The sequence below is a fragment of the Ectopseudomonas alcaliphila genome (genome assembly GCF_900101755.1).
Lineage (GTDB): Bacteria > Pseudomonadota > Gammaproteobacteria > Pseudomonadales > Pseudomonadaceae > Aquipseudomonas > Aquipseudomonas alcaliphila.
This window is the reverse complement of sequence record NZ_FNAE01000003.1, coordinates 268,154-282,048: the sequence shown is the minus strand read 5'-3', so window position 1 is coordinate 282,048 and position 13,895 is coordinate 268,154. Positions and strand designations below refer to the sequence as shown.

Genomic DNA, 13,895 nt, shown 5'->3' with positions numbered 1-13,895 from the left:
ACTCCTCCACAGGCCCCGCTCACAAGGCGAGTCGTCCTCAGGTCGAAGCTTATGGAGAGAGACATGGCAAGCGCTGCAGCATCCGCACACATTCAAGCCACACCCACACTTTGCGCCGCAGCCAAGCCACCCGTGCAGATGCACAGCGAGCATCCGCAGCGTAAGCGTGTGCTGTTCGTCACCTCGGAATTCGCCGACCTGATCAAATGCGGTGGGCTCGGTGACGTTTCCGCTGCGTTGCCCCGGGCGCTGTCGCCGCAGCACGACATTCGTCTGCTGATCCCCGGTTATCGCCAGGTCGTGGAAAGCGGCCGACCGATCCGCATCGTCGGGCAGTTGACCGGCTTGGCCGCGCTGCCGCCCTGCCAGATCGGGCGCATGGATCTGGCCGATGGCCTGATCGTCTACGTCTTGCTCAACGCCGCGCTGTACGAGCGCGACGGCTCGCCTTACGTCGATACGCAGGGGCGCGACTGGGCAGACAACCACATTCGTTTCGCCCGCCTCGGCCTGGCTGCCGCGGAAATCGCCACCGGCGATGCCAGCATCCAATGGCGCCCGGAGCTGGTACACGCCAACGACTGGCCAGCGGCCATGGCGCCGGCCTACATGGCCTGGAGACAGGCCAGCACGCCTTCTTTGCTGACCATTCACAACCTGGCCTACCAGGGCTTGTGCGACATGCGCTGTGCCAGCGAGCTGGCAATACCGGAGTCAGCCTGTGGCGTCGATGGCCTGGAGTTCTACGGCCAGCTGTCGTTTCTCAAGGCCGGCATCGCCTATGCCCAGCACGTGACCACCGTGAGCCGCCGCTATGCCCGCGAAATCACCACGCCGGAACAGGGCTGTGGCCTCGATGGCCTGCTGCGCGCCAAGGTCCTGCTGAATCAGCTCAGCGGCATCGCCAATGGCATTGATGAAAGCTGGCAGTCGGAAAACGACCCGCACTTGCTGCAGGGTTTCACGGCTGGTGACTGGGCGGGCAAGCAGGCCAATGCCACGTACGTGCGGCGCTGGCTGAACCTCGACGCGGACGGCCCGCTGTTCGCCGTGGTGTCGCGCCTGGTGCACCAGAAAGGTATAGACCTGACGCTGCAAGTGGCCGAACACATCGTCGCCCGTGGCGGCCGCATCGGCGTGATCGGCCAGGGGGAACCGGCACTGGAGGCCGCCATGGCAGACCTGGGCCGGCGCTACCGTGGGCGTATCGGCGTGCACATCGGCTTTGACGAAAGCGATGCGCGGCGCCTGTACGCCGGTAGCGATTTTCTGCTCATGCCTTCGCGCTTCGAGCCCTGTGGCCTCAGCCAGATGTACGCCCAACGCTACGCCTCGCTGCCCATTGCCCGTTGCACGGGCGGGCTGGCCGATACCATCGAGGATGGCGTCAGCGGTTTTCTCTTCGACGCGCCCCAGGCCGATGCCTATCGCCGCGCCATCGACCGCGCTTTGCACGTCTTCGAGCATCCCGAACTGCTGGATGCCATGCGCTGCAAGGCCATGCGCGCCCCACTCTACTGGCGCCAGTCGGTGCAGCCTTACGACCGCCTCTTTCAACGTCTGCTGAGTCAGGCCGGTGCCCATCGGGCAATGCGCTGATGTATAGCCATGGTGCCCGGCCGATGGCCGATGGACGCGTGCGCTTCGCCCTCTGGGCGCCGAGTTGCCGGAAGGTGGATCTGGAGCTGCAGGACGGTGGATTGCACCCGATGCAGGCGCAAGATGACGGCTGGTTCGTGTCGCTGCTCGACTGTCAGAGCGACACCCGCTATCGCTATCGCATCGACGGTCAGTGGTCGGTGCCGGACCCGGCCTCGCGTTGCCAGGTCGAGGACGTGCACGGTTTCAGCCAGGTCATCGATCACTCCACCTATGCCTGGCATCACCACGACTGGGTTGGCCGACCCTGGCACGAGACGGTGCTCTACGAGCTGCACGTCGGGCTGTTCGGTGGTTTCCAGCAGGTCATCGAGCATCTGCCGCACCTTGCCGATCTGGGCGTCACTGCCTTGCAGCTGATGCCGCTGAATGCCTTCTCCGGGACGCGCAACTGGGGCTATGACGGCGTACTGCCGTTTGCCCCGGCCAACGCCTATGGCACGCCCGATGAGCTCAAGCAACTGGTCGACACCGCCCATGCCTATGGCCTGATGGTGTTCGTCGACGTGGTCTACAACCACTTCGGCCCGGACGGCAATTATCTGGGCCTGTACGCGCGGCAGTTCTTCCACGAAGAGCGCATCACGCCCTGGGGCGCAGCCATCGACTTCAGCCGCCCGCAGGTACGCGACTTCTTCTGCGAGAACGCCTTGATGTGGCTGCTGGACTATCGCATCGACGGCCTGCGCCTGGACGCCGTGCACGCCATCGACGATGACGATTTTCTCAAGGAGCTGGCGGCGCGCGTGCGCTCGGCGCTGCCGCAACAGCGCCAGGTGCATCTGGTGCTGGAGAACGAGCACAACGCCGCGCATCTGCTGCGCGATGGTTTCGACGCGCAGTGGAACGACGACGGCCACAACACCCTGCATGCCCTGCTCACCTTCGAGAACGAAAGCTATTACGCCGATTATGCCCAGGCGCCGACCCGCAAGCTGGCTACCTGCCTGGAACAGGGCTTCGTCTATCAGGGCCAGGCCAATCGCCATGGCCAGCCGCGCGGCGAACCCAGCGCCGATCTGCCGCCGCACGCCTTCGTGCTGTTCCTGCAGAATCATGACCAGGTGGGTAACCGCGCCTTCGGCGAACGCCTGACGCTGCTCGCCGACAACGACGCGCTGAAGGCCGCCACCGTGCTTCTGCTGCTCTGCCCGATGGTGCCGCTGCTGTTCATGGGGGAGGAATGGGGCAGCAAACGGCCGTTCCTGTTCTTCACCGATTACCACGACGAGCTGGCCAATGCCGTGCGCGAAGGCCGGCGCAACGAGTTCGCCGATTTTTCCCAGTTCAGCTCGCCGCACAGCCGCGAAGCCATTGCCGACCCCAATGCCGAGGCCAGTTTCCAGCGCTCACGACCGGATCTGGCGCCGGCACTGGAGCCGCAGCAACGCGAGTGGCTGGCCTTCTATCGCGGCCTGTTGCAGGTGCGTCACAGCCGCCTGTTGCCGGGCTTGCAGCAGGCACGCAGCCTCGGCGCGCAAGTGCTGGGCGACGGCGCCGTACTGGCGCGTTGGCGTTTGGGTAACGGCCCGGCGCTGAGCATCGCCATCAATCTGGGCATCAGCGCCGTGTCACTGCCCTCGCCCGCCACGCACGGCGAACGTCTGTACACCCTGCGCATCGACGATGCCGACCTGCGCCAGGCGCAATTGCCGCCGCGCAGTGCCCTGGTCACCCTGGAGCCCGCCCGATGAGCGATCGACTACTGGCCGAATTGGCCCAGGCGGCGGATCTGAGCATCGACTGGATCGACGCCCACGGCCGCCCCCAGAGCGTAACTGTGGAAGCACAGCGCAACCTGCTGGAGGCGCTCGGCTATGCGGCGCAAACCACTGAACAAATGCGCGAAAGCCTGAGCTTACTGCTGCCCCGGCAGCATGCGCCGGAGGATTCCAGCCTGCTGCTTCAGGACCAGAACCGGCCGCTGGCCCTGACCCTGTACCCGGCTGAAAGCCCCTATCGGCTGACCGACGAGTGGGGCAATGTCAGCGAGGGCCGTCTCGACCGCGACGGTCATTTGCCGGCGCAACAGCAGCCTGGCTATTACCAGCTGGAAATTCGCGATACCCTGCATGCGCTCGCCGTGGCGCCCACCGCCTGCATGTCGGTACAAGAGCTGTGCGGCAAGCCGCGCATCTGGGGGCTTACCGCCCAGCTCTACGGCCTACGGCGTAACGGCGATGGCGGCCTGGGCGATACGCTGGCGGTGGCGGACCTGGCCCGGCATGCCGCCAATCACGGCGCCGATGCCATCGCCCTGAGCCCGGTGCACGCGCAGTTCAGTGCGGATCTGCGTAGCTACGGCCCCTACTCACCGTCCAGCCGAGTGTTCTTCAACACCCTGTACGCCGCGCCCGTCACCTTGCTCGGCGAGGCGCGCGTGCACCGCGCCATTCAAGCCGCCGGGCTGCAGAGTGAAATGACCCGCCTGGAGGCACTGGAGCTGATCGACTGGCCGGCCGTGGCCGCCACTCGCCAGCGCCTGTTGCGCCAGTTGTATGCGGATTTCTGCCATGACCCCGGGCAGTTGCAGGACCCCTTCGAAGCCTTTCGCGCAGCCGGGGGGGACGCCCTGCAGCAGCATTGCTGCTTCGAGGCCATCCATGCCCAGCGCCTGCGCGAAGGTGTCAGCGGCGACTGGCGCACCTGGCCGGAGGCGCTGCGCAGCCCGCACCAGGGCGCGGTGACCCGTTTCGCCCTCGAACATATCGATGAACTGCGCTTTCACGCCTTTTGCCAGTGGCTGATCGCCCATGGCCTGGAAACGGCTCAGGCCACTGCCAGCGGCGCCGGCATGGGCATCGGCCTGATCGCCGACCTGGCGGTAGGCGCCGATTGCGCCGGCAGCCAGGCCTGGTCGCGCCAGGACGAACTGCTGCCGCGGGTCACCATCGGCGCACCGCCGGACATTCTCAATCGCCAGGGGCAGAACTGGGGCGTATCGGCCTTCTCGCCGCAGGGGTTGCGCCAGCACGGCTTTCGCGCCTACATCGAGATGCTCCAGGCCAACCTGGCGCATGCCGGCGGCATTCGTATCGACCATGTCATGGGCCTGCAGCGGCTATGGGTGATCCCCCAGGGCGCGGAGCCGCAGCACGGCGCCTACCTGCGCTACCCACTGGATGACCTGCTGCGCCTGCTGTCTCTGGAATCGCACCGCCATCGTGCCCTGGTGATCGGCGAAGACCTCGGCACCGTGCCCGAGGGCCTGCACGACAAACTCGCCGCGCGCAATGTCCTCGGCACGCGGGTGCTGCTGTTCGAGCAGGACGACCTCGGCTTCGTGCCGGCCGAAGACTGGCCCGGCAATGCCCTGGCGACCACCACCACCCACGACCTGCCGACCATCAAGGGCTGGCTCGCCGGCCACGATCTGGAATGGCGGGTGCGCGCCGGGCAGCGCGACGCCCAGCTGCTGGAGGGCGACCACGCCGAGCGTGCCGGCGAGCGCGTGGCGCTGCGCCAACTGTTCGAGCGACAGGGCATGCTGACGGGTACGGATGACGATGCCAGCCTGCTGGCCTGCATCGCGCACATTGGCCGCACGCCGGCGCCACTGGCCCTGTTGCCGCTGGAGGACGCATGCGGCCTGGAGCAGCAGCCCAACCTGCCCGGCCCTGGCGATACGCACCCGAACTGGCGGCGGCGCTACCCGCTGGCGGTCAGCGAACTGCTGGAACAGCCGGCCACCAGCGAGCGTCTGGCCTGCCTCGATGGCGCCCGCCGGGAGGCCGGCCATGACTGAGTTGCGCGCCACGCTGCGCCTGCAGCTGCACAAGGGTTTCACCCTGCGCGACGCGGCGGCCCAGGTGCCCTATCTGGCTCAGCTGGGTATCAGCCACCTGTACGCCTCGCCGATTCTCACCGCCCGCCCCGGCTCGCAACACGGCTATGACGTGATCGACCCCAGCCGGATCAACCCCGAGCTGGGCGGTGAAGAGGCGCTGGTACAGTTGGTGGAAACCCTGCGTGCCCATGACATGGGGCTGATTCTGGATATCGTGCCCAACCACATGGCCGTGGGCGGCGACGGCAATCCCTGGTGGCTGGACGTACTGGAATGGGGGCAAGAAAGCCCTTACGCAGCGTTCTTCGACATCCAGTGGCAATCCCATGACCCGTTGCTCAGCGGCCAGCTGCTGGTGCCCTTTCTGCGCAGCGACTACGGCGAGGCGCTGCGTGACGGCACGCTGGAGCTGGTGTTCGATGCCGAGCGCGGACGCTTCCATGCGCAGCACTTCGAGCATCGCCTGCCGCTGACACCGCCCAGCTACGCCAACATCCTGCGCAGCAGTGAGGATGCCGCGCTGCGTGAATTGGGCCAGCGTTTCGCCCGCCTGGGCCGCGCTGGCGACAGCCGCACCCAGGCCGAACAGCTGTGCGCCGAACTGGCCGCCCAGGCGCACAAGGTGGTGCCGCTGCTCGGCAGTTTCCAGGGCCGCGACGAAGCGGCGCAAAAGCGCCTGCACGCGCTGCTCGAGCGCCAGCACTACCGCGTGGCCAGTTGGCGTACCGCAGCGGACGACATCAACTGGCGGCGCTTCTTCGACATCAACGAGCTGGGCGCGCTGCGCGTCGAGCATCGGCAGGTATTCGAACAGACGCACGCCAAGGTCTTCGAGCTGATCGAACGCGGGCTGATCGACGGCCTGCGTATCGACCATGTCGACGGGCTGGCCAACCCGCGCGCCTATTGCAGCCGGCTGCGCCGTCGTGTCCGGCAGCTGCGCGGCGATGCGCCCTTCCCCATTTTCGTGGAGAAGATCCTCGGCGCTGGTGAACACCTGCCCCAGGAGTGGCCGGTGGACGGCAGCACCGGCTACGAATTCATGAACCAGGTGTCGCTGCTGCAGCACGACCCGCACGGCGAGCTGCCACTGAGCGAGCTGTGGCAAGCGCAGAGCGGCCGCCCCGGAGCTTTTCAGGAAGAGATACTGCAAGCGCGCCGCCTGGTGCTGGAAGGCTCGCTGGCCGGCGATCTGGAGGAAGTCGCCCAGCGCCTGCTGCACGTGGCCCGCCACGACATCGCCACGCGTGACCTGACCCTCGGCGCCATCCGCCGCACGCTGCGCGAGCTGATCGTGCACTTTCCGGTGTATCGCACCTATGCCCAGACCTGTGGCCGTTCGCAGCAGGATCGGCGCTTCTTCCAGCAGGCGCTGGACGGTGCGCGGCAGACCCTGGCCGAGGCCGACTGGCCCTTGCTGCCGCATCTCGACGACTGGCTCGGCGGCGCCTTCCTGCGTGCGCTGCCACCCGGCCGTGCGCGCCGTCTGCGTGCCTTGGCGCTGACGCGTTTCCAGCAGCTGACCTCGCCAGTGGCCGCCAAGGCCGTCGAAGACACTGCGCTGTATCGCGCCGGCGTGCTGCTGTCGCGTTATGACGTGGGCTTCGATGCCGAGCATTTCAGCGCCAGCGTCGAGCGTTTCCATCAGGCCTGTCGCGAACGCTCAGCGCAGCATCCGCTCAACCTGCTGGCTACCGCCACTCATGACCACAAGCGCGGCGAGGACTGCCGCGCGCGCCTGGCGGTGCTCAGCGAGCGCGCTGCCTGGTATGCCGAGCGTGTCAGGCACTGGCACCAGCTCGCGCAACCGCTGCGCAGCAGTCATCTGCAGCAGGCGCCGGATGGCGGCGAAGAAGCGATCCTCTACCAGGCGCTGATCGGCAGCTGGCCGCTGGGCCTGCAGGCGGACGATGGCGTCGGCCTGGAAGCCTACCTGCAGCGTCTGTTGGACTGGCAGCGCAAGGCGCTGCGCGAGGCCAAGCTCAATAGCGCCTGGAGCGCGCCGAACGAAGCACACGAAGCCGCCTGCGCCGACTTTCTGCGGCGCCTGTTGTGCGAGCCAGCCGGATTGGCCTTGCGCACCGAACTGGCGGGTACCGTCGCCGCAATAGCCCCTGCCGGCGTCCTGAACAGCCTGGTGCAATGTCTGCTGCGCATGACCACGCCGGGTGTGCCTGATCTGTACCAGGGCTGCGAGTTCTGGGACTTCAGCCTGGTCGACCCGGACAACCGCCGCCCGGTGGACTTCCCCGCAAGGCAGGCCGCCTTGCAGACCGGGGACAGTGCTGCGGACAAGCTGGCCAGCTGGCAGGACGGGCGTATCAAGCAATGGCTGATCCAGCAGGTTCTGGCGCTTCGTGCGGCGCATCCGTTGCTGTTCAGCCAGGGCGACTATCAGCCTCTGCCGGTAACGGGCCCGCATGCCGCGCAGGTAGTCGCCTTCCTGCGTCGTCACGGCGACGAGCATGTGCTGGTGATTGCACCGCGCCTGGCCGCCGGCCTGCTCGCAGAGCACGATCAGCCGCATGTGCCCGCGCCGCGCTGGGCCGACACCACAGTGCTACTGCCAGGTGAACTGCACGACTTTCACGTCACCGGTCTGCTTGCGCCATGCCGGCTCGCCGCTCACCAGGGCGTGCCAGTTGCCGCTGCGCTGGCCGAGTTGCCGATCAATCTGCTTCGCCTTACCTCTTGATCATAGGAGTCACGCCATGAATATCGATGAGCAGCGCATACGTGAGTTTGCCTTTCAGATCTGGGAATCCGAAGGCCGCCCCCATGGCCAGCACGAGCGGCACTGGAAGATGGCCAGCAAGCTGGCCGAAGCCGAGGCGCAAGCCCAGGCCGCACCCAAACCACGGCGCATCAGCAAACCCAAGACAGTGCCGCTGAGCGAAGCCGAACAGCCGGCGCTGCTGAAGAAACCCCGTGCTCCGCGCACGCCCAAGACGCCGAAAGCCTGAGGTCACCACCATGCGCAAACATCAGCGCTCACGCGTTACCGAGGGCACACCATTTCCGCTCGGCGCCAGTTGGGATGGGCTCGGCGTCAACTTTGCCCTGTTCTCGGCGCATGCCACGCGGGTCGAACTGTGCCTGTTCGACGAGCGCGGCGAGAGCGAAATCGAACGCATCGAACTGCCGGAATACACCGACGAGATCTGGCACGGCTACCTGCCTGACGCGCGTCCCGGGCAGGTCTATGGTTACCGCGTGTACGGCCCCTACGAGCCCGAAGCCGGGCATCGCTTCAACCCCAACAAGCTGTTGATCGATCCCTACGCCAAGCAGCTGGTGGGCAAGCTGCAATGGTCGGAGGCGCTATTCGGTTACACCATCGGCGACCCGGCCGGCGACCTGAGCTTCGATGAGCGTGACAGCGCGCCGTTCGTGCCCAAGTGCAAGGTCATCGACCCCGCCTTCACCTGGGGCGAACAACCCAGCCTGCGTACGCCCTGGGATCGCACGGTGATCTACGAAACGCACCTGCGCGGCATCAGCATGCGTCATCCGGCTGTACCCGAGCATCAGCGCGGCACCTGCGCCGGGCTGACCAACCCCGAGTTGCTGCGGCATATCCGCGAGCTGGGCGTCTCCAGCGTCGAGCTGCTGCCGGTGCATGCCTTCGTCAACGACCAGCATCTGCTGGAAAAGGGCATGAACAACTACTGGGGCTACAACAGCATCGGCTTCTTCGCACCGCACCCGGCCTACCTCGCCAGCGGCCGCATCAGCGAATTCAAGGAGATGGTCGCGCACCTGCACAAAGCCGGCCTGGAGCTGATTCTCGATGTGGTCTACAACCACACCGCCGAGGGCAACGAGCGCGGCCCGACCCTGTCCATGCGCGGCATCGACAATGCCAGCTACTACCGCCTGCTGCCGGACGAACGCCGCTACTACATCAACGACTCCGGTACCGGCAATACGCTGGATCTGAGTCATCCCTGCGTGCTGCAGATGGTTACCGACTCGTTGCGCTACTGGGCTACCGAGATGCGCGTGGATGGCTTTCGCTTCGACCTGGCGACCATTCTCGGGCGCTATGCCGATGGCTTCAACGAGCGCCACAGCTTTCTCGTCGCCTGCCGTCAGGACCCGGTGCTGAGCAAGGTCAAGCTGATCGCCGAGCCCTGGGACTGTGGGCCCGGCGGCTATCAGGTCGGTGGCTTTGCGCCGGGCTGGGCCGAGTGGAACGACAAGTTTCGCGACAACGTGCGCGCCTACTGGAAGGGTGATCGCGGCGAGCTCGGCGAACTGGCAAGACGCCTTACCGCTTCGGGCGATCTGTACAACCAGCGCGGACGAAGGCCATTCGCTTCGGTCAACTTCATCACCGCGCACGACGGTTTCACCTTGCGCGACGTGGTGTCCTACGACCACAAGCACAACGAGGCCAACGACGAGAACAACCAGGACGGCACCGACCGCAACATTTCCTGGAACCACGGCTGCGAAGGTGCCACCGACGACCCGTCGATCCGCCGCCTGCGCGTGCAGCAGATGCGCAATATGCTGGCCACCCTGCTGTTCGCCCAGGGCACGCCGATGCTGGTGGCCGGTGACGAGTTCGGCCGCACCCAGCACGGCAACAACAACGCCTACTGCCAGGACAACGAACTGAGCTGGGTGGACTGGACACTCGACGACGAAGGTCGCGAGCTGCTCGCCTTCTGCCAGCACCTGATCGCCCTGCGCCGGAGCTACCCGATCCTGCGCCGCCAGCGCTTTCTGGTCGGACATTACAACGAGGAGCTGGACGTCAAGGACGTCACCTGGCTGGCACCGGAAGGCGGCGAGATGAACGAGGACCACTGGCACGACGAGGAAGCGCGCTGCATGGGCATGCTCATGGATGGCCGCGCGCAGCCATCGGGCGTCAAGCGCAGCGGCGCCGACGCCACCCTGCTCTTGCTGCTCAACGCGGGCCACCAGCCCTGCGAGTTCCAACTGCCCGAAGTGCACGGCGGGCGCCACTGGCTGTGCCTGGTCGATACGCATACCGCGCAAACAGTGCCAAGCCCGTTGCAGCACGCTGCGGTAGAGCTGGCCGGGCGTTCGCTGCAGCTGCTGGAGTTGTTGCGCTAACAGGCGCAAAAAAAGCCTGAACCCAGCCTTTGTCTGCCAACTCGAAAACTAGGATGAGGGAAAAATTCTGGAAGCAGCGCCGTGCGCGGCGCATCAGCCTGAAAGAGAAATAGCGAACCTACGTAAACCGGCCGCCTGGCTGGCAAAAGGAGCCCGTGATGACAACCGAAGCACTCCATGCCGACCGTGATAGCTGCCGGGATCAGGTCGAGCAGCCCGATGCACAGGCCTGCACCACCCACAACTTCATGCTCCGTGGGGTGGCGGGCGGACACGCGAAACTCATGCTCGCTCATGCCGTGGGCGACCTGTGAGCGAGCGCAGCCGACAATGAACAGCACCATTGCCAAGCCGGAGGTAATCATCGACCGCGTGACACCGATGAAATGTCTGCGCGTGTTGACGATCAACACGCACAAGGGTTTTACCGCACTCAACCGCCGCTTCATCCTCCCCGAATTGCGCAGCGCGGTGCAGGCCACCGGGGCCGACCTGGTGTTCCTGCAGGAGGTGCTCGGTAGCCATGCCCTGCATGCCAAGCGCTTCCACGACTGGCCCAGCGTGCCGCAGTACGAATTTCTCGCCGACAGCATGTGGCCGCAGTTCGCCTACGGGCGCAACGCCGTGTACCCGGCGGGCGATCACGGCAACGCCCTGCTCTCGCGCTTTCCCATCCTCGAGTATCACAACCTCGACGTGACGGTCAGCGGCACCGAGCAGCGCGGCCTGCTGCACTGCCGCCTCGACGTACCGGGGCAGGACGCCGTGCATGCGGTGTGCGTACACCTCGGTTTGCGTGAGGCGCACCGCCGCCAGCAGATAAGCTTGTTGCTGGATTTGCTGGCGACCTTCGAACCCAGCGCGCCGGTGATAGTCGCCGGCGACTTCAACGATTGGCGCCTGCGCGCGGACGATCTATTGGCGCCACATGGGCTGCGCGAGGCGTTCGGACATCGTCACGGCAAGCCCGCGCGCAGTTTCCCCGCGCGCATGCCGCTGCTGCGCCTGGATCGCATCTACACCCGCAATGCCACGGCGCACCAGCCGCAGGTGTTGTCTACCCGGCCGTGGTCGCATCTGTCCGATCACGCGCCACTGGCAGCGGAGATTCACCTGTGAGTGGCATATGGCGAGACGGCAACCAGCTGCGCCTGCTGATCAATGGCGAGGGCTATTACCCTCGGGTGTTCGACTGCATTCGTGCCGCGCGCATCGAGGTGCTGCTGGAAACCTTCATCATCCGCGAGGACAAGGTCGGTCTCGAACTGCAGGAAGTGCTGATCGGCGCAGCGCGGCGCGGTGTACGCGTGGTCATCGCCGTGGACGGCTACGGCACTGCCGACCTGCAGCATGAATACGTCGCAGCGCTGACCCGCGAAGGGGTCAAGATTCATGTCTTCGATCCCAGCCCCAGGCGCTTTGGCATGCGTACCAACCTGTTCCGTCGCCTGCATCGCAAGCTGGTGGTGATCGACGGCCAGTGCGCCTTTGTCGGCGGCATCAACTATTCGGCCGATCACCTTGGCGACTTCGGCGAGATGGCCAAGCAGGACTATGCCGTCGAGGTGAGCGGTCCGATCGTCAGCGATCTGCATGTGGCCATGCTGCGTTTCCTGCGCCCGGCCGTCAGCGAGACGAGCCCGGCGCAGCCCTCGAAACAGCCTGCAGGTGGTGCTCGAGTGATGCTGCTGGAGCGTGACAACGAGCGTCACACCACCGATATCGAGGACGAACACCTGCGCGCCTTCGAGTCCGCGCGCAAACGCCTGGTGGTGGCCAATGCCTATTTCTTCCCCGGCTATCGCGTGCTGCGCGCCCTGCGCAACGCCGCGCGGCGGGGCGTGCAGGTGACCCTGATCCTGCAGGGCCAGCCAGACATGCGCTGGGTCCAGGCCTTCTCGCGCCTGCTCTACAACTACCTGCTGCGCGACGGCGTGGTGATCTACGAATACTGCCAGCGCCCGCTGCACGGCAAGGTGGCGCTGGTGGACGAGGAATGGGCCACGGTCGGTTCGAGCAACCTCGACCCGCTGAGCCTGGCGTTGAATCTGGAGGCCAATCTGGTGATCCGTGACCGGGCCTTCAACCAGTATCTGCATGACCACCTGCTCGAGCTGTCCGCCGAGCACTGCAAGCGCATCGAACTGGATCGCGTGATACGCGGCTACTGGTGGCGTGCGCCGCTGGTGTTCCTGTGCTTTCACTTTCTGCGTCGCTTTCCGGCCATCGCCGGCTGGCTACCCGCGCACCGCAAGAGCCTGAAACCGCTGGAGCCAACCGACAAGGCCAGCGGCTATGAAGAGGAAAAGATCGGATGAATAGCGCTCACAACAACCCCTGGATGCGCTGGGGCAAACGCGCACTCACCCTGTTCTTTCTCCTGGCTGTACCAGCCCTGCTGTACATGCTGGCGCGCAATCTGGACTGGGGCGAAGTGCGCCAGGCGCTCAGCGACTACAGCGCGCAAACCCTGGCGGTGGGGGCGCTGATCGCCTTCGCCAGCTATCTGGTATTTGGCTGCTACGACTTGCTGGGCCGCCATTACAGTCGCCATCACCTGCCGGCGCGTCAGGTCCTGCCGGTGGCGATGGTCTGTTACGCCTTCAACCTGAACTTCACCACCTGGATCGGTGGCGTGGCGATGCGTTATCGGCTGTACATGCGCCTTGGCCTGAGCGCCTCGAATGTGACGCGCATCCTCAGCCTGAGCCTGCTGACCAACTGGACCGGCTACATGGCGTTGGCCGGGGTGATCTTCTCCCTGCGCCTGGTGCAGTTGCCGGAAAACTGGGCGCTGGGTGTGACCGGCCTGCAGCTGCTGGGTTTTGCCCTGCTGGGGGTGGTCAGCGCTTATGTCGGCATCTGCGCGTTTTCCCGGCAACGCGTCTGGCACCTTCGCGACCGCGCCATCGCCCTGCCATCGTTGCGCATGGCGCTGCTACAGATATGCCTGGGGGCAAGCAACTGGTCGCTGATGGCTGCCCTGATCTACTGGCTGCTGCCGGAAGGCGCCTCCTATACCTCGGTGCTCGGGGTGCTGCTGATCAGCTGCATGGCGGCGGCGGTGGCGCATATTCCTGCCGGCCTGGGGGTGCTCGAGGCGGTGTTTCTCGCCTTGCTGCAGCATCAATACAGCCAAGCCAGCCTGATCGCTGCCCTGCTCGCCTATCGCGTGCTCTATTACCTGCTGCCGCTGCTGCTGGCCAGCGCTACCTACCTGGTGCTGGAAAAGCGCGCGAAGACCCTGCGCAAGCAAGGCGAGCAGAGCATCGAAACCCAACCAGGTTAGCGAGAGCAAACAACGTTCAGACGTAGGTTGCGCCAGCGCATCAGCTGCAGGAAAGCGCTGGGGCCGGTGCGC

Annotated in this window: 10 protein-coding genes; all 10 read left to right on the top strand. The window is 65.7% G+C overall.

Features of this window, described 5'->3' with window-relative positions:
- The first annotated feature begins 63 nt into the window (after nucleotides 1-63).
- The 10 genes from glgA (at nucleotide 64) to BLR77_RS12960 (ending at nucleotide 13,823) form a co-directional block, all read left to right on the top strand.
- Complete coding sequence (glgA, locus tag BLR77_RS13000; protein WP_074678383.1) at nucleotides 64-1,599, top strand: glycogen synthase GlgA; 1,536 nt, start codon at nucleotides 64-66, stop codon at nucleotides 1,597-1,599.
- A gap of 23 nt (nucleotides 1,600-1,622) precedes the next feature.
- A complete protein-coding gene (treZ, locus tag BLR77_RS12995) occupies nucleotides 1,623-3,353 on the top strand; it encodes a malto-oligosyltrehalose trehalohydrolase (RefSeq protein WP_074678381.1) in 1,731 nt (576 codons plus the stop codon).
- A complete protein-coding gene (gene malQ / locus BLR77_RS12990) occupies nucleotides 3,350-5,404 on the top strand; it encodes a 4-alpha-glucanotransferase (RefSeq protein WP_074678379.1) in 2,055 nt (684 codons plus the stop codon). Before treZ ends, malQ begins: the two co-directional genes overlap by 4 nt.
- Nucleotides 5,397-8,141, top strand: a complete 2,745-nt coding sequence (locus BLR77_RS12985) for a malto-oligosyltrehalose synthase (protein WP_074678377.1) — start codon at nucleotides 5,397-5,399, stop codon at nucleotides 8,139-8,141. Before malQ ends, BLR77_RS12985 begins: the two co-directional genes overlap by 8 nt.
- 16 nt (nucleotides 8,142-8,157) lie before the next feature.
- Nucleotides 8,158-8,409 (top strand): DUF2934 domain-containing protein, encoded by a 252-nt coding sequence (locus BLR77_RS12980; RefSeq protein WP_074678375.1) that lies wholly within the window; start codon nucleotides 8,158-8,160, stop codon nucleotides 8,407-8,409.
- 10 nt (nucleotides 8,410-8,419) lie between these two features.
- Nucleotides 8,420-10,534 (top strand): glycogen debranching protein GlgX, encoded by a 2,115-nt coding sequence (gene glgX, locus BLR77_RS12975; RefSeq protein WP_074678373.1) that lies wholly within the window; start codon nucleotides 8,420-8,422, stop codon nucleotides 10,532-10,534.
- Between the two features lie 158 nt (nucleotides 10,535-10,692).
- Complete coding sequence (locus BLR77_RS25480) at nucleotides 10,693-10,848, top strand: hypothetical protein (protein ID WP_156085549.1); 156 nt, start codon at nucleotides 10,693-10,695, stop codon at nucleotides 10,846-10,848.
- A gap of 16 nt (nucleotides 10,849-10,864) precedes the next feature.
- Nucleotides 10,865-11,653, top strand: a complete 789-nt coding sequence (locus tag BLR77_RS12970) for an endonuclease/exonuclease/phosphatase family protein (protein ID WP_074678371.1) — start codon at nucleotides 10,865-10,867, stop codon at nucleotides 11,651-11,653.
- On the top strand, nucleotides 11,650-12,852 hold the full coding sequence (clsB, locus tag BLR77_RS12965; RefSeq protein ID WP_074678369.1) for a cardiolipin synthase ClsB: 1,203 nt from the start codon (nucleotides 11,650-11,652) through the stop codon (nucleotides 12,850-12,852). The genes BLR77_RS12970 and clsB overlap by 4 nt, the downstream gene beginning before the upstream one ends.
- A complete protein-coding gene (locus tag BLR77_RS12960; protein WP_074678367.1) occupies nucleotides 12,849-13,823 on the top strand; it encodes a lysylphosphatidylglycerol synthase domain-containing protein in 975 nt (324 codons plus the stop codon). The genes clsB and BLR77_RS12960 overlap by 4 nt, the downstream gene beginning before the upstream one ends.
- Nucleotides 13,824-13,895 lie beyond the last annotated feature (72 nt).

Coding starts and splice junctions, on each gene's coding strand:
- BLR77_RS12985 (WP_074678377.1), top strand. CDS start 5,397: ATGACTGAGTTGCGCGCCACGCTGCGCCTGCAGCTGCACAAGGGTTTC.
- malQ (WP_074678379.1), top strand. CDS start 3,350: ATGAGCGATCGACTACTGGCCGAATTGGCCCAGGCGGCGGATCTGAGC.
- glgX (WP_074678373.1), top strand. CDS start 8,420: ATGCGCAAACATCAGCGCTCACGCGTTACCGAGGGCACACCATTTCCG.
- treZ (WP_074678381.1), top strand. CDS start 1,623: ATGGCCGATGGACGCGTGCGCTTCGCCCTCTGGGCGCCGAGTTGCCGG.
- BLR77_RS25480 (WP_156085549.1), top strand. CDS start 10,693: ATGACAACCGAAGCACTCCATGCCGACCGTGATAGCTGCCGGGATCAG.
- glgA (WP_074678383.1), top strand. CDS start 64: ATGGCAAGCGCTGCAGCATCCGCACACATTCAAGCCACACCCACACTT.
- BLR77_RS12970 (WP_074678371.1), top strand. CDS start 10,865: ATGAACAGCACCATTGCCAAGCCGGAGGTAATCATCGACCGCGTGACA.
- BLR77_RS12960 (WP_074678367.1), top strand. CDS start 12,849: ATGAATAGCGCTCACAACAACCCCTGGATGCGCTGGGGCAAACGCGCA.
- BLR77_RS12980 (WP_074678375.1), top strand. CDS start 8,158: ATGAATATCGATGAGCAGCGCATACGTGAGTTTGCCTTTCAGATCTGG.